The sequence below is a fragment of the Novosphingobium sp. CF614 genome (genome assembly GCF_900113255.1).
GTDB lineage: Bacteria > Pseudomonadota > Alphaproteobacteria > Sphingomonadales > Sphingomonadaceae > Novosphingobium.
The window spans coordinates 21,453-41,578 of the sequence record NZ_FOOR01000006.1 but is presented as its reverse complement, the minus strand read 5'-3'; the positions used below and the strand labels follow the sequence as shown (position 1 = coordinate 41,578).

Sequence of the window (20,126 nt, the reverse complement as noted above, 5' to 3'; positions counted from 1 at the left end):
ATGGCACCGTAAGGCAATACCGATTCGCAGTCGAAAGGGAGAAGCATGATGACCCGCATGATTTTCGTGAACCTGCCCGTTGCCGACCTCGCCCGCGCCCGGGCGTTCTACGAAGCGCTCGGCTTCGTGAACAATCCGCGCTTCAGCGACGACACCGGCGCCTGCATGGTCTGGTCCGAGGCGATCTTCGTGATGATCCTCACGCACGACAAGTGGGCCCAGTTCACCAGCCGGCCGATCCCGGAACCGGGTTCGAGCGAGGTGATGCTGTGCCTTTCGTGCGAAAGCCGCGAGGAAGTGGACGGCCTGTATGCAAAAGGCGGCGCGGCCGGCGGCACGGCCGACGTCGGCAACGGGCAGGATCACGGCTTCATGATGAGCCGCGCCCTCGTCGATCCCGACGGGCACGTCTGGGAACTGATGTGGATGGACCCGGCCGCCGCCGCCGGCGAGATGCCGGCGGAGCAGGCCGCCTGAACCACGCATATCGAAACCTGCATATTGAAACCCGCGCAAGGGGAGAGTGAAATGCCGATCGACCAAACCGCGACCACGCTGGTCACCGCGTTCGACAACGTTCCGGCCTTCGCACGCGGCCGGGTGCGCGACATGCGGGTGCGCTGGGCATTGGAGGAAATCGGGCGGGATTACTGCCCGCAGTTTTTCGACGCCATGAAGCCGAAGCCGGACGCCTATCGCGACTGGCAACCCTATGGCCAGGTCCCGGCTTTCGCCGACGGCGATTTGCGCCTGTTCGAGAGCGGGGCGATCCTGCTCTACCTGGGCGAGCAGGACGAACGCCTGCTGCCCCGCGACCCCGCCGCGCGCTGGGCGGCGACGAGCTGGCTGATCGCCGCGCTCAACAGCGTGGAGCCGATGCTGATGCAGATCGTCAGCCTCGACGTCTTCCTGGCCCGCGAGCCCTGGGCCAAGCAAGCGCGGCCAGCCATCGTCGAAATGGCGCGGGCGCGGCTCCGGAGCACCGAGCGCGCGCTGGGGGAGCGGGACTGGTTCGCCGGCCCGTTCTCCATCGCGGACATCATGATGACCACCGTGCTGCGCAATGTCGACCATACCGACATGCTCGCCGAGTACCCTGCCCTCGCCGCCTTCAAGGCCCGGGGAGAGGCGCGGCCGGCCTTCCAGCGCGCCCTTGCCGACCAGCTCGCCGGATTCCGCGAACCGGCGGGTTGACCTGCCCCCGCTCCCGCACGCCAGGCTTCCTCACCACAGGAGAGAGATGATGTCATACATCGACGGTTTCGTGATCGCAGTCCCGACGGCCAACAAGGACGAGTTCGTCGCGCATGCCGAACGCACCGACGCGGTCTTCATGGAATACGGCGCCACGCGCATTCTCGAATGCTGGCAGGAGGATGTTCCCAGGGGAACCACCACCGATTTCTTCGGCGCGGTCGATGCCGGGGAAGGCGAAAGCGTGGTGTTCAGCTGGATCGAATGGCCCGGCAAGGCCGAGCGCCAGGCGGTGATGGGCCGGATGGACGAGATCGCCCGGGAAGACGAGCGCTTCGATCCCGAGAAGAACCCCCCGCCTTTCGACGGCAAGCGGATGATCTTCGGCGGCTTCGAGTCGATCGTGGACCTGGGCACGCCGACGCCGGGGGCCTATGTCCAGGGCTTCGTCGTGCCCGCGTACGGCGACAAGATGGAAGCCTATCGCAAGATGTCCGAGGACGCCTGGGCCATGTTCCGCGACTACGGCGCCCTGCGCCAGGTCGAGGCCTGGCAGGACGACGTGCCCGAGGGCAAGCAGACCGACTTCTTCCGCACGGTGAAGATCGAGCCCGGCGAAAAGGTCGCCTTCTCCTTCATCGAATGGCCCTCGCGCGCGGTATGCGACGCGGCGATGGAACGGATGCACGCGGAAATGACGCCGCCGGACGACATCCCGTTCGACGCCAAGCGCATGATCTACGGCGGTTTTCAGTCGATCGTCGAACTGAACCGCCAGAACAGGGGAGAATGACCATGACCAATCCGACCGGAAGCTTCATCTGGTACGAACTGATGACCACCGATCCCGATGCGGCGGCGGCGTTCTACGGCAGCGTGGTGGGCTGGACGTTCACCGGCGAGGGGCCGCAGGCGGGCGGCATCGACTATCGCCACATCGTGCGCGGTGACGGCGGCAGCGGCGGCGGCATGCTCGTGCTGACCGACGAGATGTGCGCGGGTGGCGCGCGGCCTTGCTGGCTCGGCTATATCTTCGTCGCCGATATCGACGCGGCGGTGGCGGCGATCGTCGCCGACGGCGGCAAGGTGTTGATGCCGAAGATGACGATCGAGGTGGGCAGTTTCGCCCTCGTCACCGATCCGCAGGGAGCGCCGTTCTACGTGATGACGCCGGTGCCGCGCCCCGGCATGGAAGGCGCCGCCAGCGATGCCTTTTCGCCCATGGAGGCGCAGCACGTGCGCTGGAACGAACTGTCCACTTCCGATCCGGACGCCGGGATCGCTTTCTACAAGAAGCACTTCGGCTGGTCGCAGGAAGGCGAGATGGACATGGGGCCGATGGGCAAGTACCGCTTCATCCAGCACGGCGATCTGGGCATCGGCGCGGTGATGCCCAAGATGCCGGAAATGCCCATGAGCGCCTGGTCCTACTACATCGGCGTCGACGACATCGACCGGGCTGCGGCCGCCGTCGATGCCGGCGGCGGCAAAGTGCTCCACGGCCCGATGGAAATCCCCGGCGGCGAATTCGCGCTGAACGGAATGGACCCCCAGGGCGCGATGTTCGGCCTTGTCGGCCCCAGGAAGGGATGAGCCGGTGGCCGACTATACCTTCTATACCAATCCGATGTCGCGCGGGCAGATCGCCCGCTGGGCGCTTCACGAGGCGGGCGGCGACTACGAGCAGGCCCTTGTCGACTGGAAGGACAAGTCCGCCGCGTTCCTCGCCGCCAATCCCATGGGCAAGGTGCCCGCGCTGGTGCACCATGTCGCGGATGGAGACCGCGTGGTCACCGAAGCGGCGGCGATCTGCCTCTACCTCGCAGAGATGCACCCCGAGGCGGGACTGCTGCCCAACGACGCCGAAATGGCGGACTACTATCGCTGGACGTTCTTCGCGGCGGGCCCGGTGGAGCAGGCGATCACCGCGCGCAACCTGAAGTTCGAACCGATGCCGGAGCAGGAAGGCATGGCCGGCTGGGGCAGCTTCGAGCGCACGATGAAAACGCTCGACGGCCACCTTTCCGGCACGACCTGGATCTGCGGCGAACGGTTCACCATGGCCGACGTCTATGTCGGCAGCACGGTCGACTGGGGGCTGAACTTCGGCATCCTGCCGCCCCTGCCCTCGTTCGCCGCCTATGCCGAACGCTGCCAGGCGCGCGCCGCCTACAAGGCCGCCAAGGCGATCGACAACGCCCTGATCGCGGAGATGAGAAAATGAGCAAGCCAGCAAGCGCCGGGAAGGCGCGCATCTGCCTGTGGTATGACGGCACGGCGCAGGAAGCCGCGGAATTCTACGCGGCGACTTTCCCCGACACGCGCGTGACCGGCATCCAGCGCGCGCCGATCGACAATCCCAGCAGCAAGGAAGGAGCGGTGCTGGTGGTGGAATTCACCGTCATGGGGATCGACTGCGTCGGACTCAACGGCGGACCGACCTTTCCGCAGACCGAGGCTTTCTCGTTCATCATCGCGACCGACAGCCAGGAGGAGACCGATCGCTACTGGAACGCCATCGTCGGCAATGGCGGCGCCGAGAGCATGTGCGGCTGGTGCAAGGACAAGTGGGGTCTTTCCTGGCAGATCACCCCGCGCGTGCTCACCGATGCGATGTCCAACCCGGACCGGGACGCCGCCCGCCGCGCCATGCAGGCGATGATGACGATGCGGAAGATAGACGTAGCCGCGATCGAGGCGGCCATTGCCGGGGAGTGACCCATGAGCGTGGAACTTGACCACACGATCATCTGGTGCTCGGACCGCTACGTCGCGGCGGACTTCTTCGCGCGGATATATGGCCTTCCCGAGCCGGAAGACCTGTTCCACTTCCGCGTGGTCAAGCTGGCCAACGGCGTCTCGCTGGATTTCGCGGACAAGGACGGTCCCATCGCGCCGCAGCACTACGCGATGCGGGTGAGCGAAGCGGAGTTCGACGGCGTGCTCGGCCGCATCCGGGACCAGGGTATCGACCATTGGGCCGACCCGGCCCGCGCCCGCCCGAACCAGATCAACCACAACGACGGCGGCAGAGGCGTCTACTTCGAGGCGCCCGACGGTCATTTCCTCGAAGCGCTGACCGTTCCCTACGGCGGCGCCAGGGAAGGCAAGCTGCCGTGACTCTCGCGCTCTACGGCCATTCCTTCTCATCCTATACCTGGAAAGCGCTGATCGCGCTTTATGCGAGCGAACTGGATTTCGCGTTCCGCGTGGTCGATGCCGACCATCCCGAGCATGTCGCGCTCGTCCAGTCGGCGGGGCCGCTCGGCAAGTTCCCGGTGCTGGAGGACGGCGAAAGGCTGGTGTTCGAAGCCACCGCGATCATCGACCATGTGGCGCACCACCACGCGCCAGGCGGAACGCTGATCCCCGACGATCCCGACGCGGCGATCCGCGTCCGCATGCTCGACCGGGTTTTCGACAACTACGTGATGGGGCCGATGCAGGACGTCGTCGGCGAATACTTGCGCGACCGGGAGAACCCGGACATGGCCCGCGTCACGCAAGCCCGCGGCAGGCTCGATCGCGCCTATCCCTGGCTGGAAGACTGGCTGCTGTCTTATCCGTCCACCGACCAGGTGACGCTAGTCGAATGCGCGGCGGCGCCCGCCTTGTTCTATGCCGACTGGGTCCATCCGATCGCCGGCGATTTCCCCCGCCTGAAAGCCTGGCGCGCGCATCTCCTGCGCCTGCCGGCGGTCGCCCGGTGCGTCGAGGATGCCCGTCCCTATCGCGTCTTCTTTCCACTCGGCGCGCCCGACCGCGACTGAAACCGTCCCCCGAAGGAGGAGAGATCAGCATGTCCGACACGAATCACGAGCTTTCCATCACCCGCCTGATTGCCGCGCCGCCGGAGAAAGTCTGGGAGGTCATGACCGACCGGCAGGAGGAATGGTGGTGCCCCCGCCCCTGGCGCGCCGAAATCGACAAGCAGGACCGCCGCGCCGGCGGCGTCTGCAACATGACCTTCCACGGTCCCGACGGCGAAACCGAACCGCAGAACGGCATCTACCTGGCCTATGAAGAGGGCCGCCGCTTCGTCACCACCGATGCCATCGACGCGGACTTCCAGCCGAGCGGCCCGTTCATGATCGGCATCTGGGAGATCGAGCCCGAAGGCAGCGGCACCCGCTACACCGCCCGGGCCCGGCACTGGAACGCGGAGACCATGAAGCAGCACGAGGAGATGGGCTTCGTCGAAGGCTGGAGCGCCTGCGTCGCCCAGCTCGCCGAGATCTGCGAAAATGAGACGGTGTGAGCGCAGGGCTTGCCCCCTCGGCCTTCCACCGGGTTCTTGAAGCGCGCCTCATCCTTCTTCCTTCGTCATTGCAAGCAGCCGAAGGCGGCGCGGCAATGACGGGGGAGATGAGTCTCACTCAAAGAGACTTGGTAATATGATAAAAATGCGGCGGTTATGAAGTTCCCGCCCCGGGGGCGATCGCAGGCGATCCGGCCCCGCAAATCAGGCAAAGGCGGCGGCTTTCCTCAGCAACTGATAAGCTTCGACCACACCCTGCAACCGCGCCGAATGGCTGTGATCGCCGCCGTTGTGATCCGGATGATATTGGCGCAGCAGCCGCGTATAGCACATGCGCAGGGCCTTGCGGTCGATATCGCCGTCAAGGCCCAACGCTTCGAGCGCGCGCCGCTCGGCGCTCGTGAAGCGGGCATCGCCCGGCTTCGGGCCAGCGCCGCGATGCTTCATTGCGGCACCGCGCTGCTTCAGGTGATCGCGGGCGCGGGCGCCGATCGCTTCCAGCGGATCGGTGAAATCCGCCCAGCGCGGTGTCCCGGCCACGCCGGCGTCGGGCCGGAACGCACGGCTTTGCGATTCCCAGCCGTGCAGCGGCGACTGGGCGCGGAAGATCTGCTCCGCATTCATGCCGTCGAAATAGTCGTAGCCGGCGTTGAACTCGCGCACGTGGTCAAGGCAGAACCAGCGATAGTCGCCCGGCCCGTCAAAACCCGAGGGTCTGCCCCCCGGCGCCCGGAACTCGCCCGCCTCGGCGCAACCCGGCCAGTTGCATGCCTGCCCGCCGGATTCGACCCTGCCATGAAATCTATGATGTCTCACCGCCTTCAAGATGGGGTATGTAGCGCCTAAATGAAAGTCATGACTGGACCCATCGCGCAGGAAATGCGGCAACTGCTTACAGCCGCCTTCGAGCCTACCCAACTCGATATCGTCAACGATTCCGCCCGCCACAGCGGGCACGCGGGGGATGACGGCAGCGGCGAATCGCATTTCACGATTGTGATCGAAAGCCCGCGATTCGCCGGCATCTCGCGCCTGCAACGCCAGCGCATGGTCAATGCCGCGCTCGGCGACATACCGGGCAACCGGGTCCACGCCCTGGCCATCAAGGCAAACGCGCCGAGGGAATAGCGCCGCGCCGGGGGAATTCCCGCCATTCCAAGGCGCTTTCTTCCCCGTCCATCGCGTGTTGCCCTTTGCCGGCTTGCGCCCTAAATGCGCGCACCATGCCCAGACCGCTGACATTCGCCGTGCCCAAGGGCCGCATCCTCGACGAGGCGCTGCCGCTGATGACGCGTGCCGGCGTGGTGCCCGAAGCCGAGTTCCACGACAAGAAATCGCGCGCGCTATCGTTCGCTTGCGAAAACGGCGCCGGCGAGGATAGCCAGATGCGCCTGATCCGCGTGCGCGCCTTCGACGTGGCGACATTCGTGGCGCACGGCGCGGCGCAAGTGGGCATCGTCGGTTCGGACGTGGTGGAGGAATTCGCCTATCCCGACCTCTATGCCCCGGTGGATCTCGATATCGGCCATTGCCGCCTTTCCGTCGCGGAGCCGGAAGGGCAGACGGGCGGGCCGCTGCCCTCGCACCTCAGGATCGCCAGCAAGTATCCCAACCTCACCCGCCGTCATTTCGAAAAGCTGGGCGTGCAGGCCGAAGTGGTCAAGCTCAACGGCGCGATGGAACTGGCCCCCTCGCTGGGCCTGTCCAGCCGGATCGTCGACCTCGTATCGACCGGGCGCACGCTCAAGGAGAACGGCCTGGTCGAGACCAGCCGCATCCTCGACATCTCCGCCCGCCTGATCGTCAACCGCGCCGCGCTCAAGACCGACGAGCGGGTGGCGGCGCTGGTAGAACGCTTCCGCGCGCTGGTGGCCGAAAAGGCCGCGGCCTGATGCTGCGCCTTTCCACCAGCGATCCCGGCTTCACCGAGGCCTTCGCGCGCGTCGTCGCCGAGCGGCGCGAAAGCGCGGTGGACGTGGCGGCGGACGTCGCCGCGATCCTCAAGGACGTGCGCGAGCGCGGCGATGCCGCCCTGGCCGAACTGACCGCGAAGTACGACCGCCACGACCTTGAAACGACCGGCTGGAGCCTCGGCGCCGAAGCCTGCCGCGCGGCCTTCGACGCGCTCGATCCGGCCTTGCGCGCGGCGCTGGAACTGGCGGCCGCGCGCATCCGCGCCTACCATGTGGCCCAGCTTCCCGAGGACCGCGACTATACCGACGACGCGGGCGTGCGCCTCGGCGCCATGTGGCGCGCGGTCGACGCCGCCGGGCTCTATGTCCCCGGCGGCCGCGCGGCTTATCCCTCCTCGCTGCTGATGAACGCGATTCCCGCCAAAGTCGCCGGCGTGGAGCGGCTCGTCGTCGTCACGCCGACCCCGAATGGCGGGATCAACCCGCTGGTGCTGGCCGCCGCGCACCTTGCCGGCGTGGACGAAGTCTGGCGCGTGGGCGGTGCCCATGCGGTGGGCGCGCTGGCCTATGGCACCCAGCGCATCGCCCCGGTCGACGTGATAACCGGCCCCGGCAACGCCTGGGTGGCCGAGGCCAAGCGCCAGCTCTACGGCGTGGTGGGCATCGACATGGTGGCGGGCCCCAGCGAAATCCTGGTGATCGCCGACGCGGCGAACGAGGCCCGCAGGATCGCCGCCGACCTGCTCAGCCAGGCCGAGCACGATCCCACCTCGCAGTCGATCCTCATCACCGACGACGCGGCGTTCGCCGATGCCGTGGCGCAAGCCGTGGAGGCCGAGCTTGCGGCGTTGCCGACCGAGCCGACCGCGCGCAGGAGCTGGGACGACAACGGCGTCATCATCGAGGTGGCCTCGCTAAAGGAAGCGCCGGCCCTGGCCAATGCCCTGGCCGCCGAACACGTCGAGATCGCCACCGACGATCCCGAGCCGCTGATGCGCGCCATCCGCCACGCCGGTTCGATCTTCCTGGGGCGGATGACTCCCGAAGCGGTGGGCGATTATGTGGCAGGACCGAACCACGTGCTGCCCACCGGGCGGCGCGCGCGGTTTTCCTCCGGGCTTTCGGTGCTCGATTTCATGAAGCGCACCAGCTTCATCCAGCTCGACCAGGCGGCGCTGGAAGCGATCGGCCCCGCCGCCGTCGCACTTGCCGACGCCGAAGGGCTTCCCGCGCACGCGCGCTCCATTTCCGTAAGGCTCGGCCAATGACCAGTCCCAAACAAGGCAATTCCAAACAGGCCCGGGCGGCAGCCCGCCTTGCCGCGGTGCAGGCGCTCTACCAGTTCGACATGGAAGCGACGCCGCTGCCCTCGCTGCTCGACGAGTTCCACCGCCACCGCCTGGGCATGGAGATCGACGAGGATCGGTACGCGCAGGCCGAAGTCGCCTTTTTCGACGATGTCGTGAAAGGCGCGGTCGCCCGGCGCGACGAGATCGATAGCCTGCTTTCGGGCAAGCTGGCGCAGGGCTGGTCGCTGGTGCGGCTGGACAAGACGATGCTGCAGATCCTGCGCGCCGGCGCCTATGAACTGATGGCCCGCGCCGACATCCCCACCGGCGCGGCGATCAGCGAATACGTCGACGTCGCCCATGCCTTCTTCGACGCGCGCGAGGCCAAGTTCGTCAACGGCGTGCTCGACGCGGTAGCCAAGGCGGTGCGGTGATACCCGTTGACCTTCTCCCTTGATGGGCAAAGGATAAGCGCCGCAGCCGGGCACCGCCGCCGGGCCATCGACGAAGCCGAACAATGACCAGCGAATTCGCCTTGATCGAGGCCTTGCGCGGGATCGCCAGTTCTCCCGCCGCGCGCGGGCTTGCCGACGATGCCGCCGTGATCGAGATCGGCGGGCAGGCGCTAGTGCTCACGCTCGATACCGTGGTGGAAGGCGTGCATTACCTGCCCGATGATCCGCCGGATTCGATCGCCTGGAAACTGTTGGCGGTCAACGCCTCGGACCTTTCGGCCAAGGGCGCGGAGCCGGTCGGGTGCCTCTATTCCCATGCGCTGGGCGAGGAGGCATGGGATCGCCGCTTCCTTGCCGGCCTTGCCGATGCCTGCGAACATTTCCGGCTGCCGCTGCTCGGCGGCGACACGGTACGCATGCCGGCCGGCTCCGCCCGGAGTTTCTCGCTCATCGCGCTCGGCCAGGCCGCGAAGGGCCGGCCGGTCCCCTCGCGCGGCGGCGCAAGGCCGGGAGACCAGCTCTGGGTTAGCGGCACGATCGGCGATGCCGGCCTGGGGCTGGCGGTGCTCACCGGCCGGCCCGCCGCGCCCGAAGCAAGCGATTGGCTGGCCGGACGCTATCGCCGCCCTTGCCCGGAAACCCGGCTCGGCCCCGCGCTGGCGCCGCTGGTCACGGCCATGATGGACATCTCGGACGGGCTCCTGATCGACGGCCGCCGCCTTGCCGAGGCCAGCGCGGCGGCCATGACGATCGCGGTGGAGACGGTCCCGTTGTCTCCCACGTTCCGCGCGGTGGCCGGGACCAGCCTCGAAGCGCGGCTCATGGCGATGACCGCCGGTGACGACTACGGCCTGCTGTTCACCGCCCCGCCCCAACACGCCGCCTGCATCCACGAAACCGCTGCGAGGCTGGGCTGCGAGGTCCACGCGGTGGGTACGATCACCCAAGGCGCGGGGCTTGCCCTGGCGCACGACGGGCGGCCCATCGCCCTGCCCGACCGCCTCGGCTACCAGCACTGACGTGGCGGATCGAGAGGCCGGGGCCGGAGAAACGCGCGAAAATCCGCGGACAAGCCGCTTGCCAGCCCCTCGGCTTGTCTATAGCCCTTGCGCCTTCGAACGGGAAAACCCGTCGGAATAACGGACTCACATTGGGAAGGGGGCGTTACGTGAATCAAGTCACGATCGCAATTGTCCTGGGACTTCTGGCCATCGTCTATGGCTTCGTCACCAGTCGTCAGGTGCTGGGCTCTCCAGCCGGCAACGCAAAGATGCAGGAAATCGCAGCCGCCATCCAGGAAGGCGCACAAGCCTACCTGAAGCGGCAATATTCGACGATCGCCGTGGTCGGCGTGATCGTTGCCGTGATCCTGGCGGTGACGCTGGGCCCGATATCGGCGATCGGCTTCGCCATCGGCGCGATCCTTTCGGGCGCGGCCGGCTTCATCGGCATGAACGTGTCGGTACGCTCCAACGTGCGCACCGCCGCAGCCGCCCAGCTCGGTCTCCAGCAGGGATTGACCCTGGCGTTTCGCGCCGGCGCCATCACCGGCATGCTGGTGGCGGGGCTCGCGCTTCTCGCGATCGCCGGGTTCTTCTGGTATCTGACCGGCCCCGCCGGCCATGCGCCCAACGAACGCGTCGTGGTGACCGCCCTGACCGCGCTGGCGCTCGGTGCTTCGCTGGTTTCGATCTTCGCGCGCCTTGGCGGCGGCATCTTCACCAAGGCGGCCGACGTCGGCGCCGACCTGGTCGGCAAGGTCGAGGCCGGCATTCCCGAGGACGACCCGCGCAACCCGGCCGTGATCGCCGACAACGTGGGCGACAACGTCGGCGATTGCGCCGGCATGGCCGCCGACCTGTTCGAGACCTACGTGGTGACGGTGGGCGCCACCATGGTGCTGACCGCACTGCTGATGAAGGGCTTGGGCACCGGGCTCATGGCGATGATGACGCTGCCGCTGCTGATCGGCGGCGTCTGCATCGTCACCTCGATCATCGGCACCTACTTCGTCCGTCTCGGCGGCGGAACCAACATCATGGGGGCCATGTACAAAGGCTTCCTGGTGACCGCCGTCCTCTCGGTCGGGGCGATCTGGTGGGCGATCGGGTATGCGCTGGGCGACATGGAAGCGCCGATGAGCTATAGTGTCCTGGGCGTGGAAAAGGTCTTCTCCGGACGCACCCTGTTCTATTGCTCGCTGCTTGGCCTCGTCATCACCGGGCTCATCATCTGGATCACCGAGTACTACACCGGCACCGGTTACCGCCCGGTGCGCTCGATCGCCAAGGCCTCCGTCACCGGGCACGGCACCAACGTGATCCAGGGCCTCGCGATTTCGCTGGAAGCGACCGCGCTGCCCACCCTCGTCATCGTCACCGGCATCATCGTCGCCTACCAGCTCGCGGGGCTGCTCGGCATCGCCTATGCCGCCACCGCGATGCTCGCGCTGGCCGGCATGGTCGTCGCGCTCGACGCCTACGGGCCGGTCACCGACAATGCGGGCGGCATCGCCGAGATGGCGGGGCTCGACGATTCGGTTCGCGAAAAGACCGACGCGCTGGATGCGGTGGGCAATACCACCAAGGCCGTCACCAAGGGTTACGCGATCGGATCGGCCGGCCTGGCCGCGCTGGTTCTCTTCGCCGCCTACACCACCGATCTTCGCGAGTTCTTCCCGGACCTGACGGTCAACTTCAGCCTGGAGAATCCCTACGTCATCGTCGGGCTGCTGCTCGGGGCTCTACTGCCGTACCTCTTCGGCGCCATGGGCATGACCGCGGTGGGCCGCGCGGCCGGCGACGTGGTCGTCGACGTGCGCGAGCAGTTCCGTGAGAAACCGGGCATCATGACTTACGAGCAGAAGCCCGACTACGCCCGCACCGTCGATCTCGTCACCAAGGCCGCGATCAAGGAAATGATCGTCCCCTCGCTGCTGCCGGTGCTGGCGCCGATCGTGGTCTATTTCGCGATCACCGCCGTCGCCGGGCGCGAAAACGGTTTCGCCGCGCTGGGCGCGCTGCTGCTCGGCGTGATCGTCAGCGGCCTGTTCGTCGCGCTCTCGATGACTTCGGGTGGCGGCGCGTGGGACAATGCCAAGAAATACATCGAGGACGGCAACCACGGCGGCAAGGGCTCCGAGGCGCACAAGGCCGCCGTCACCGGCGATACCGTGGGCGATCCCTACAAGGATACCGCGGGGCCCGCCGTGAACCCGATGATTAAGATCACCAACATCGTCGCGCTGCTGCTGCTGGCGGCACTGGCGGCGGGTTGACAGCGGCTTGAGCGCGAACCCTTTCAAGGCCCTGCCGGCAAATGCCGGCGGGGCCTTTTGTCCTGAAGGCACGCAAAGCCATAAAGGGCCACAAAGGGCCACAAAGCTCAGCATCGTTAGCAATTCCTTGATGGATGCTTGCTAGGCCGGTTCCCGAACCATTCCAGTCTCCCCCAACCGGAAGTTCGGGCACATGCCAAGCGAGGCAATGGACGAGATCGCGCCTTCGGTGGTCGATGCCGAAACTGCCTGCGCGCACCTGCCGTCAAGCAAGCTTACCTGCGTTCCCTGGCGCGAGCTGGAGGACGACGTCGGCGCATGGGACGGGCTGGCGTTGCGCGCCGCCGAGCCCAACCCGTTCTTCGAGAGCTGGTATCTGCTGCCCTCCCTGCGCAACCTGCCCGGGACCGAAAGGGTCATGGTGCTGCGCTTCGAACAGGACGGGCAGCTTTCCGGCATCCTGCCGATCGTCCGGGCCGGGCGGTATTACCGCTGGCCGGTGCCCCAGCTTTCAAGCTGGCTCCATGCCAACAGCTTCTGCGGCGTCCCCCTGGTGGCGCGCGGCTGCGAAGTGCCGTTCTGGCAGGCGGCACTGCGCTGGGCCGACGCTGCGCCAGGCGCCGCGCTGTTCCTGCACTTGCGCGGGATGGTCCTGGGCGGTCCGATGCACGCCGCGCTGGCAGGCGTGATCGCGTGCGAGGGCCGGAAAGTGGAGGTCGTCCACCGCGAAGCGCGCGCCATGCTGGCGTCCAGCCTCTCGCCCGAGGCCTATCTGGAGGCTTCGCTTTCCGGCAAGAAGCGCAAGGAACTGCGCCGCCAGGCCAGCCGCCTGACCGAACAAGGCCAGCTCGCCTTCGAGCGCCGCAACGACATCGCCGAGATCGACGAATGGTGCCGGCAGTTCCTCGCGCTGGAAGCGGCGGGCTGGAAGGGCAAGGCCGGCTCCGCGCTCGCCTGCGATCAGGCCAATGCCCGGCTGTTCCGCGAAAGCCTGGAAGGGGCTGCCGCGCGCGGCCGGCTGGAACGCCTGACGCTCCGGCTCGACGGCAGGCCGCTGGCGATGCTGGCGACCTTTCTCACACCGCCCGGCGCGTTTTCCTACAAGACCACTTTCGATGAGAATTTCGCGCGCTTTTCGCCCGGCGTGCTGCTTCAGCGCGAGAACCTCGCCATGCTGGAGCGCCCCGAAATCGCCTGGAGCGACAGCTGCGCTTCGGCCGACCATCCGATGATCGACCATTTCTGGCGTGAGCGCAGGGGTATCGGGCGTCTTTCGATCGCGATCGGCGGCCGGCTGCGCCGCACCGCCTTCAGCCAGTTCGTCCGCGCCGAAACCGCGCGAAGCCCGGCGACGGTGGAGAGATAGCTTCAAGCGTGATCGTCCGGGCTTGCCGCTCCGGCCGGCCTCATCCCGAATTTCTTTGAGCCCGACTCAATCTTCCCCCTTCGTCGCCCGCGAGGCGGCAAAGCCGCCGAAGCAATCCAGGCTGAGGCCAACCGCTCTGGATTGCCGCGCCGCCTTCGGCGGCAGTTCCGATCAATGAGACTTGGCCTCAACCGCTCGGATGATAGAAATCATATATCGTCTGCGCCACCGCCGCGCTGACGCCGGGCGCGCGCTGGAGGTCTTCCAGGCTGGCGGCCCGCACTTTGCCGGCGGTCCCGAAGTGCAGCAGCAGCGCGCGTTTTCTTGCCGGGCCGATGCCGGGAATCTCATCGAGCGGGCTGGCGGTGATCGCCCGGCTGCGCTTGGCGCGATGCGCGCCGATGGCGAAACGGTGCACCTCGTCGCGCAAGCGCTGGAGGTGGAACAGCACCGGCGAGTTCGTCGGAAGCATCTTCTCACGCCCATCGGGGAAGTGAAACACCTCACGCCCTTCGCGGCCGTGATGCGGGCCCTTGGCGATCGCGATCAGCGGAACATCCTCGATGCCGAGTTCTTCCAGCGCGTCCTTCACGGCGTTCATTTGCCCTTTGCCGCCGTCGATCAGCACCAGGTCGGGCCACATGCCGTTCTCGCGCTCCGGGTCTTCCTCCAGCACGCGTCCGAACCGGCGCACCATGACCTCGCGCATCATGCCGAAATCGTCGTCGGTCTGCGCCGTCTTGATGTTGAACTTGCGGTACTGGTTCTTGAGGAACCCTTCGGGCCCGGCGACGACCATGGCACCCACCGCCTTGGCGCCCTGAATATGGCTGTTGTCGTAGATCTCGATCCGCGCCGGCACTTCCGGCAGTTCCAGGAACTCGGCCAGCTCGCGCAGCGTTCTCGCCTGCGTCCCGCGCTCGGCGAGCCGCCGGTCGAGCGCCTCGACGGCATTGCGGGTGGCCTGCGCGATCAGGCGCCGCCGCGATCCGCGCTGCGGCACCGATATCTCGACCTTGCCCCCCGCCCCCTCGCGGAACGCCTCGACCATAAGCTCCGCCTCGGGCAATTCCCGGTCGACCAGGATGCAGCGCGCGGGCGGCACTTCCTCGTAGAACTGCGCCAGGAAGCTCTGCAGCACTTCCTCTTCGCTCAGCCCTTCGGTGTGGGCGGGAAAGAACGCGCGGTGGCCCCAGTTCTGGCCGCCGCGAATGAAGAAAGCCTGGACGCCGATCTGCCCACCCTTGCTGGCCATCGCGAAGATGTCGGCATTGTCGAGGCCCTCGGCATTGATCGCCTGGCTGCCCTGGATGAACGTCGCCGCGCGCAGCCGGTCGCGCAGCATGGCGGCGCGTTCGAAATCGAGCGCCGCGGCGGCCTCCGCCATCTGCACCTCGATCTTCTTCTGCACCGCGCCCGATTTGCCGCCAAGGAAGTCCTTCGCCTCGCGCACGAGTTCCGCGTAGTCCCCCGCGTCGATCCGGCCGACACAGGGCGCGGAGCAGCGCTTGATCTGGTAGAGCAGGCAAGGCCGATCGCGCCGGGAAAAGAAGCTGTCGGTGCAGCTGCGCAGCAGGAACAGCTTCTGCAGCGCGTTGATGGTGGTGTTGACCGAACCGGCGCTCGCGAAGGGGCCATAGTAGTCGCCCTTCGCCTTGCGCGCGCCGCGATGCTTGGTGATGCGCGGAAACGCATGATCGGCGTGCAGGAGGATGAACGGGAACGATTTGTCATCGCGCAGCAGCACGTTGTACGGCGGGCGAAAGCGCTTGATGAACTGCGCTTCCAGCAGCAGCGCCTCGGCTTCCGAATTGGTGGTGACGATGGTCATGCCGCGCGTCTGGCTGACCATGCGCTGCAACCGGCTCGGCAGGCGTTCCCACTGCACGTAGTTGGCGACGCGGTTGCGCAGCACCCGCGCCTTGCCGACGTAGAGGACATCGCCACGCGCATCCTGCATGCGGTAGACGCCCGGCCGCGTCGGCAGGGTGCGCACGGTGTCGCGGATCACCTCGACGCCCGCCTGGAGATCGGGCTGGTCCGATCCCCGCACGGTGTAAGTCGCCCGCTCCTCGTTGAAGCGTTGGAGACCCTGGGGATGTTCCGGAGTACCGGCAGGTGTGCGCGCCATTCCCGGCAGATAGAGATTGTGTCGGCCAAGGGGAAGCGTCGTTCCCCGAACGCCGGACGATCCGTCAGAACATCTTGCCGTCAGAACATCTTGCGAAAATCGATGCCGATCACCCTACCTTGCGGTTCGCGGAACGCGGCCTGGTAGGCAAGCGGCACGTCGCCGTTCTCATCGGTGACTTTCTGCCGCGAATCGAGCAGGTTGTCGACCGTGAACGACAGGCGCGAGCCCTTGAGGAACGGCATCCTGGCAACAAGGTCCTCATTGCGCCCAAGGTCCGCGAACAGGCGAAGACTGACATCGAAGGTGCTGCCGAAGCGCAAGTCAGAGCTTCCCGGCAAGCCGGTGCCGTTGACCCTGGCGGGGGCGTCCCATTCCGCCTTGAGGCGCAGGCCGTAGCCGTTCTTGAACAGCCCGCCTTCGGCCTCGATCGCATGACGCGGGACACCGCCCGCCGCGATGGCATCGCCCGCGAGTTCGTTCAGCACCGGCACGCCCGGCGCCACGTTCACGCGATCGGTGAAGCGCCAGGTGTGATAGATCGAGAGGTTCCAGCGGCTGCCCCGGCCGCCGCGCCCACCCATCATCGGCGGACCACCACCACCCGGCCCCGGGCCCATGCCCGGACCATCGGATCCCCGGCGATCACTCTGCGCCGCCCCGTCCGCTCGGCCGATTCCGGCGCGAGGGTCGGGCGGCGGGGGAGCCATGCCGGCTTCGCCGCCCGGGATCGGCGGCGTCTGCGCGCCGCACATGCGCTCGCGCACCGCGGTGAGGCGGGCCTGGTCGATCTGGCCGTCAGGGCCGCGCAGCCGTTCGGCCATTCGTTCGGGCAGCGCCGCGAGATCGGGGGTTCCTTCGCCGCAGAGGGCCGTGCGCATCCGGGCGAAGCGCTCCGGATCGAAACCGCCCTGCCCTGGCCCGTCGGCTGCGCAGGCGCGCTGCTTGAACTGCGCGAGCTTTTCAGGATCGACTTTGCCGTCGGGCCCTGCGAGACGGGCACGCAGGCCCTCCGGCAGGCCGGAAAGATCGGGCTGCGCACCGCCACCGCCCGCCGGCGTGCAAAGCTGCTGCCGGATCGCCTCGAAGCGCGAGGGATCGAATCCCGGCCGCGCGGCCGGGGCCTGACCGGCACCACCGTCACCCGGCATCGGCCCACGGGGACCCGTGACCGGCTGCGCAGGCGCTTCGGCCGCGCGCACCGAACCCGCGCCCGGCGATGCCGAACCGCCGCCCATCGCGCCTGCCACGCCTGCCGCGCCCGCGAAACCCGCCCCTCCACCGCTGCCGCCCAGGCTGCCCGACAGATTGAAGCCCCAGCGCAGCCGCGAACTGGAAACTTCGTCGAAAGTCACCGCGCGGCGATCTATCGCGATGAGATCGCCGTCCGCGTTGCGAGTCACCCGCCCCGGAAACGCAGCCTCGATCGCCGGCGTCAGCAGCGGGAACGACTGGGTCACGTTGGTCGAACGGTTGCGGAAATACTCCACGATCAGGTTCGAACGATCGAGGAACGGCAGCTTCCAGGTGGCCGAAAGCTTGATGTCGCGCTGCTTCTCCCGGACGAGGTCGGGATTGCCGCCCGAAGTCACCGTCACCAGCGCCGTCGTCGCTTTGGTGAAATCATAGACCGCGACATTGTAGGTGAGGATCGTCGGCGCGCCGAGCTGCGCCAGCGTGGGCGCCTCTTCGTCGACCAGGTAGCTCGCCTGGAACGTCAGCGTATCAGTGGGAGACCATGTCAATCCCGCGTTCCAGTCCTTCAGCGTGCCGAAGTCCGAAAGGCGATCGAGCCCACCGCTGAGATTGAGCGTCAGATCGCCCACCGCGCCGAGGAAATCCGCGCTGGTCAGCGGCAAGGCCAGGTTGACCCCGCCCAGCAGGTCGCCGCGCGGCAGCTTGACGGTTCCCAAGGCGTTGCGGGTATCCTTGCTGAGCGTCCGATCGAAGTCATAGCCGGCCTTCACCGTCAAGTTCGCATCGCCGGCCGGCATCCGGAAAGGCCGGCCCGAAAGCGTCGCCAGGCTGGTCAGCGACAGGGCCCGGTTGCGCGCCACGTCCACCCCGGCGCCCGGCACGGAGGGCAGCGGCCCGTCGATCGCGAGCTGCCCAGCGGCGGCGGCAGCGACCAGCGCGCTTGCTTCGCGCCGCCGGTCGACGCGGGTTTCCGTGTCGGTGTAGCTGCCGTCAACGGTGGTGCTGAGCTGCCAGTCGCCGATCATCCTGCTATAGCCGAAACCCGCCTCGAACTCGTCGCTCACGGCGCGGGTAGTTAGGGGACCGGGCAAAGTTCGCAGCACGCTCTCGCCGTCATGGCTCAGCGTCACCGTGTCGAGGCCGGAAAGCGAGGTGGTCTGGGTATGCGTGTACCCGCCGCTGGCGGTGATGGAGCCGCCAAGGCCGTTTTCGCCCAGCCCCTGGGTCATCGTCCCCTCCAGCGTGAGTTCATGATCGGCGGCGGCCAGGCTGCGGTAGCGGGCCGGATCCGGATCCCCGGCCACTGTCGGCGTGTCCGAATCTTCCTGCCGCACGCCGCGTTCGGCTTCGGTCAGCATCGACGTTTCGTCGAGCTTGGCCGAAAAGTTGTAGCGGCGCGGCCCGGCGACCTTGAACAGCCCGGTTTCCAGTTCGTAGTTGTCATAGCCGCCGCGCGTCGGGCGATTGTATTCGCCCGATCCGGTCACCGCCGCGAACTGGTCCTTGAGGATGATGTTCACCACGCGCTGGTTCGCCGCGTAGCCGAAACGCAGCGCAACTTCCTCGGGCAGGATCTCCAGGCGCCGGATCGCTTCGGGCGGGATATTGCGCATCTCCCGAAAGCTGGTGATCCGCTGGCCGTTGAGCAGCATCACCGGCCGCCCGTCCCCGCGCCCTCGCCCGCTTGCGGTCTGCGGTGAGATCGCGTCGAGCAGTTCTTCGATCGAGTTCACGCCGTAGGCGGAAATATCCTCCTCGGTGAAGACCTCGATCGGCTGCTGCGGCACATTAAGCTGGCCGCGAATGCGCGGCGCCAGCACCAGGATTTCGTTGCCGTGAACCTCCAGCGGTTCTTCCGAATCTTCCTGTTTCTCCTTGGCGGTCGGCGCGGCCACATCCTCGTTCACGCCCTCGGCCAGGGCCGCGGCGGGCGCAGACAGACAAAAGACCAGGCTGATGAGGGGAAGGGAACGCAAACAGAATCTCCGCCAAGATAGTCGCCGTGCTTATCGATGTCCCGTCCCACTCCCGCTGATGCCGTCCGTCCCTGCTCCGGACAAGCGGGCACGGGGTAACATTTTGTCGCAAGGATCTTGCGCGGCGATGAACCGCCAAGTCTTCCCTTTTCGCCGCGCCATGGCTATGTCGCGCCGCGATGACACTTCAGAACAACGGATACTGATCGCCGATGGCGAAAGAAGAACTCCTCGAAATGCGCGGAAAGGTGGTCGAGCTCCTGCCCAACGCAATGTTCCGCGTCGAGCTGGAAAACGGCCACGAGATCCTCGGCCACACGGCGGGCAAGATGCGCAAGAACCGCATCCGCGTGCTAGTGGGCGATGAAGTGCTTGTCGAGCTTACTCCCTACGATCTCACCAAGGGCCGCATCACCTACCGTTTCATGCCCGGTCGCGGTGGCCCCGGTCAGTACTGAAACCTTGCCCCTGGCCGGGGACGAGACAGCCGACAGCGCCGCGCCCCCGCTGGTCCTGGCCTCGGCCAGTCCCCGCCGCCGCGAACTGCTGCTGCGCCTGGGCCTGATCCCGGCGGCGATCCAGTCCGCCGATATCGACGAGACGCCGGCCCCGCGCGAACTCCCGCAAGACTATGCCCGGCGCATGGCCCGCGAAAAGGCGCTTGCCGTGCATGCGGCGGGCGCATTCGTGCTTGCGGGAGACACGGTCGTCGCCTGCGGCCGGCGTATCCTGCCCAAGGCCGAGGACCAGGCCACCGCGCGCGCCTGCCTGGCGCTGCTTTCAGGCCGCCGCCACCGCGTTCTCTCGGCGATAGCCCTGCGCGCGCCCGATGGCTCGCTGCGCGAACGCCTGTCGGAAACCGTGGTCCGCTTCAAGCCGCTCTCGCGCGGCGAGATCGATGGCTACATCGCCGGCGGCGAATGGGACGGCAAGGCGGGCGGCTATGCCATCCAGGGCAGCGCCGAAGGCCTGATCGCCTGGATTTCCGGCAGCCATTCGGGCGTCGTCGGGCTTCCCCTGTTCGAAACGCGGGCCCTGCTCAAGGCGGCCGGCTTCGCGATTGCCTGAGC

General features: G+C 67.2%; 21 protein-coding genes and 1 pseudogene. 19 read left to right on the top strand and 3 right to left on the bottom strand.

Features of this window, described 5'->3' with window-relative positions; all coding sequences use genetic code 11:
- The first annotated feature begins 48 nt into the window (after positions 1–48).
- The 10 genes and pseudogenes from BM052_RS08845 (at position 49) to BM052_RS08805 (ending at position 5,452) form a co-directional block, all read left to right on the top strand.
- Positions 49–477 carry a VOC family protein gene (locus tag BM052_RS08845; protein WP_091146054.1) on the top strand — a complete coding sequence of 143 codons (429 nt, stop codon included), beginning with the start codon at positions 49–51 and terminating at the stop codon, positions 475–477.
- A gap of 51 nt (positions 478–528) precedes the next feature.
- The gene (locus tag BM052_RS08840) at positions 529–1,194 is read left to right on the top strand and encodes a glutathione S-transferase family protein (RefSeq protein ID WP_091145693.1); all 666 of its coding nucleotides are present in this window, start codon (positions 529–531) and stop codon (positions 1,192–1,194) included.
- A gap of 49 nt (positions 1,195–1,243) precedes the next feature.
- Positions 1,244–1,606: pseudogene (locus BM052_RS20250) on the top strand (DUF1428 domain-containing protein); the annotation flags it as partial.
- Complete coding sequence (locus tag BM052_RS20245; protein ID WP_255406054.1) at positions 1,598–1,987, top strand: DUF1428 domain-containing protein; 390 nt, start codon at positions 1,598–1,600, stop codon at positions 1,985–1,987. The pseudogene BM052_RS20250 and the gene BM052_RS20245, both read left to right, overlap by 9 nt.
- A 2-nt stretch (positions 1,988–1,989) precedes the next feature.
- Complete coding sequence (locus BM052_RS08830; protein ID WP_091146050.1) at positions 1,990–2,787, top strand: VOC family protein; 798 nt, start codon at positions 1,990–1,992, stop codon at positions 2,785–2,787.
- Positions 2,788–2,791: 4 nt separating this feature from the next.
- Entirely contained in the window at positions 2,792–3,418 is a 627-nt protein-coding gene (locus BM052_RS08825; RefSeq protein WP_091145691.1) for a glutathione S-transferase family protein, read from the top strand.
- Positions 3,415–3,912 carry a VOC family protein gene (locus BM052_RS08820; protein WP_091145688.1) on the top strand — a complete coding sequence of 166 codons (498 nt, stop codon included), beginning with the start codon at positions 3,415–3,417 and terminating at the stop codon, positions 3,910–3,912. Before BM052_RS08825 ends, BM052_RS08820 begins: the two co-directional genes overlap by 4 nt.
- A 3-nt stretch (positions 3,913–3,915) precedes the next feature.
- The gene (locus tag BM052_RS08815) at positions 3,916–4,314 is read left to right on the top strand and encodes a VOC family protein (protein ID WP_091145686.1); all 399 of its coding nucleotides are present in this window, start codon (positions 3,916–3,918) and stop codon (positions 4,312–4,314) included.
- Positions 4,311–4,964 (top strand): glutathione S-transferase family protein, encoded by a 654-nt coding sequence (locus tag BM052_RS08810; protein WP_091145684.1) that lies wholly within the window; start codon positions 4,311–4,313, stop codon positions 4,962–4,964. Before BM052_RS08815 ends, BM052_RS08810 begins: the two co-directional genes overlap by 4 nt.
- Positions 4,965–4,993: 29 nt before the next feature.
- Positions 4,994–5,452: an SRPBCC family protein gene (locus BM052_RS08805; RefSeq protein ID WP_091145682.1), complete on the top strand. Its 459-nt coding sequence runs from the start codon at positions 4,994–4,996 to the stop codon at positions 5,450–5,452.
- Positions 5,453–5,656: 204 nt separating this feature from the next.
- Here the strand turns inward: BM052_RS08805 and BM052_RS08800 are convergent, their stop codons facing one another.
- Positions 5,657–6,268 carry a J domain-containing protein gene (locus BM052_RS08800; RefSeq protein WP_091146048.1) on the bottom strand — a complete coding sequence of 204 codons (612 nt, stop codon included), beginning with the start codon at positions 6,266–6,268 and terminating at the stop codon, positions 5,657–5,659.
- A gap of 39 nt (positions 6,269–6,307) precedes the next feature.
- Here BM052_RS08800 and BM052_RS08795 point away from each other — a divergent pair, with 39 nt between their 5' ends.
- From BM052_RS08795 to BM052_RS08765, 7 genes are all read left to right on the top strand, one after another.
- Positions 6,308–6,580, top strand: a complete 273-nt coding sequence (locus BM052_RS08795) for a BolA family protein (protein ID WP_177198406.1) — start codon at positions 6,308–6,310, stop codon at positions 6,578–6,580.
- Positions 6,581–6,675: 95 nt separating this feature from the next.
- Positions 6,676–7,344 carry an ATP phosphoribosyltransferase gene (gene hisG, locus BM052_RS08790; RefSeq protein WP_091145676.1) on the top strand — a complete coding sequence of 223 codons (669 nt, stop codon included), beginning with the start codon at positions 6,676–6,678 and terminating at the stop codon, positions 7,342–7,344.
- Positions 7,344–8,633, top strand: coding sequence for a histidinol dehydrogenase (gene hisD / locus BM052_RS08785; RefSeq protein WP_091145673.1), 1,290 nt, complete (start codon positions 7,344–7,346; stop codon positions 8,631–8,633). Before hisG ends, hisD begins: the two co-directional genes overlap by 1 nt.
- The gene (nusB, locus tag BM052_RS08780; RefSeq protein WP_091145671.1) at positions 8,630–9,088 is read left to right on the top strand and encodes a transcription antitermination factor NusB; all 459 of its coding nucleotides are present in this window, start codon (positions 8,630–8,632) and stop codon (positions 9,086–9,088) included. The genes hisD and nusB overlap by 4 nt, the downstream gene beginning before the upstream one ends.
- A gap of 83 nt (positions 9,089–9,171) precedes the next feature.
- Positions 9,172–10,128, top strand: coding sequence for a thiamine-phosphate kinase (gene thiL / locus BM052_RS08775; protein ID WP_091145668.1), 957 nt, complete (start codon positions 9,172–9,174; stop codon positions 10,126–10,128).
- A 149-nt stretch (positions 10,129–10,277) separates the two neighbouring features.
- Positions 10,278–12,386 carry a sodium-translocating pyrophosphatase gene (locus BM052_RS08770; protein WP_091145667.1) on the top strand — a complete coding sequence of 703 codons (2,109 nt, stop codon included), beginning with the start codon at positions 10,278–10,280 and terminating at the stop codon, positions 12,384–12,386.
- A gap of 193 nt (positions 12,387–12,579) precedes the next feature.
- Positions 12,580–13,752, top strand: coding sequence for a GNAT family N-acetyltransferase (locus BM052_RS08765; RefSeq protein WP_255406042.1), 1,173 nt, complete (start codon positions 12,580–12,582; stop codon positions 13,750–13,752).
- Between the two features lie 187 nt (positions 13,753–13,939).
- Here the strand turns inward: BM052_RS08765 and uvrC are convergent, their stop codons facing one another.
- Positions 13,940–15,883 carry an excinuclease ABC subunit UvrC gene (gene uvrC, locus BM052_RS08760; protein WP_091145662.1) on the bottom strand — a complete coding sequence of 648 codons (1,944 nt, stop codon included), beginning with the start codon at positions 15,881–15,883 and terminating at the stop codon, positions 13,940–13,942.
- 80 nt (positions 15,884–15,963) lie between these two features.
- Positions 15,964–19,056 carry a TonB-dependent receptor plug domain-containing protein gene (locus BM052_RS08755; protein ID WP_091145660.1) on the bottom strand — a complete coding sequence of 1,031 codons (3,093 nt, stop codon included), beginning with the start codon at positions 19,054–19,056 and terminating at the stop codon, positions 15,964–15,966.
- Between the two features lie 212 nt (positions 19,057–19,268).
- Here BM052_RS08755 and infA point away from each other — a divergent pair, with 212 nt between their 5' ends.
- Positions 19,269–19,514: a translation initiation factor IF-1 gene (infA, locus tag BM052_RS08750; RefSeq protein WP_091145658.1), complete on the top strand. Its 246-nt coding sequence runs from the start codon at positions 19,269–19,271 to the stop codon at positions 19,512–19,514.
- Between the two features lie 10 nt (positions 19,515–19,524).
- Positions 19,525–20,124 carry a Maf family protein gene (locus tag BM052_RS08745; RefSeq protein ID WP_255406053.1) on the top strand — a complete coding sequence of 200 codons (600 nt, stop codon included), beginning with the start codon at positions 19,525–19,527 and terminating at the stop codon, positions 20,122–20,124.
- Positions 20,125–20,126 lie beyond the last annotated feature (2 nt).

Excerpts from the sequence above, each read along its gene's own strand:
- hisD (WP_091145673.1), top strand. The coding sequence starts at position 7,344 with ATGCTGCGCCTTTCCACCAGCGATCCCGGCTTCACCGAGGCCTTCGCG.
- BM052_RS08815 (WP_091145686.1), top strand. The coding sequence starts at position 3,916 with ATGAGCGTGGAACTTGACCACACGATCATCTGGTGCTCGGACCGCTAC.
- hisG (WP_091145676.1), top strand. The coding sequence starts at position 6,676 with ATGCCCAGACCGCTGACATTCGCCGTGCCCAAGGGCCGCATCCTCGAC.
- nusB (WP_091145671.1), top strand. The coding sequence starts at position 8,630 with ATGACCAGTCCCAAACAAGGCAATTCCAAACAGGCCCGGGCGGCAGCC.
- BM052_RS08830 (WP_091146050.1), top strand. The coding sequence starts at position 1,990 with ATGACCAATCCGACCGGAAGCTTCATCTGGTACGAACTGATGACCACC.
- BM052_RS08795 (WP_177198406.1), top strand. The coding sequence starts at position 6,308 with ATGACTGGACCCATCGCGCAGGAAATGCGGCAACTGCTTACAGCCGCC.
- BM052_RS08845 (WP_091146054.1), top strand. The coding sequence starts at position 49 with ATGACCCGCATGATTTTCGTGAACCTGCCCGTTGCCGACCTCGCCCGC.
- thiL (WP_091145668.1), top strand. The coding sequence starts at position 9,172 with ATGACCAGCGAATTCGCCTTGATCGAGGCCTTGCGCGGGATCGCCAGT.
- BM052_RS08765 (WP_255406042.1), top strand. The coding sequence starts at position 12,580 with ATGCCAAGCGAGGCAATGGACGAGATCGCGCCTTCGGTGGTCGATGCC.
- BM052_RS08820 (WP_091145688.1), top strand. The coding sequence starts at position 3,415 with ATGAGCAAGCCAGCAAGCGCCGGGAAGGCGCGCATCTGCCTGTGGTAT.
- BM052_RS08805 (WP_091145682.1), top strand. The coding sequence starts at position 4,994 with ATGTCCGACACGAATCACGAGCTTTCCATCACCCGCCTGATTGCCGCG.
- BM052_RS08840 (WP_091145693.1), top strand. The coding sequence starts at position 529 with ATGCCGATCGACCAAACCGCGACCACGCTGGTCACCGCGTTCGACAAC.
- infA (WP_091145658.1), top strand. The coding sequence starts at position 19,269 with ATGGCGAAAGAAGAACTCCTCGAAATGCGCGGAAAGGTGGTCGAGCTC.
- uvrC (WP_091145662.1), bottom strand. The coding sequence starts at position 15,883 with ATGGCGCGCACACCTGCCGGTACTCCGGAACATCCCCAGGGTCTCCAA.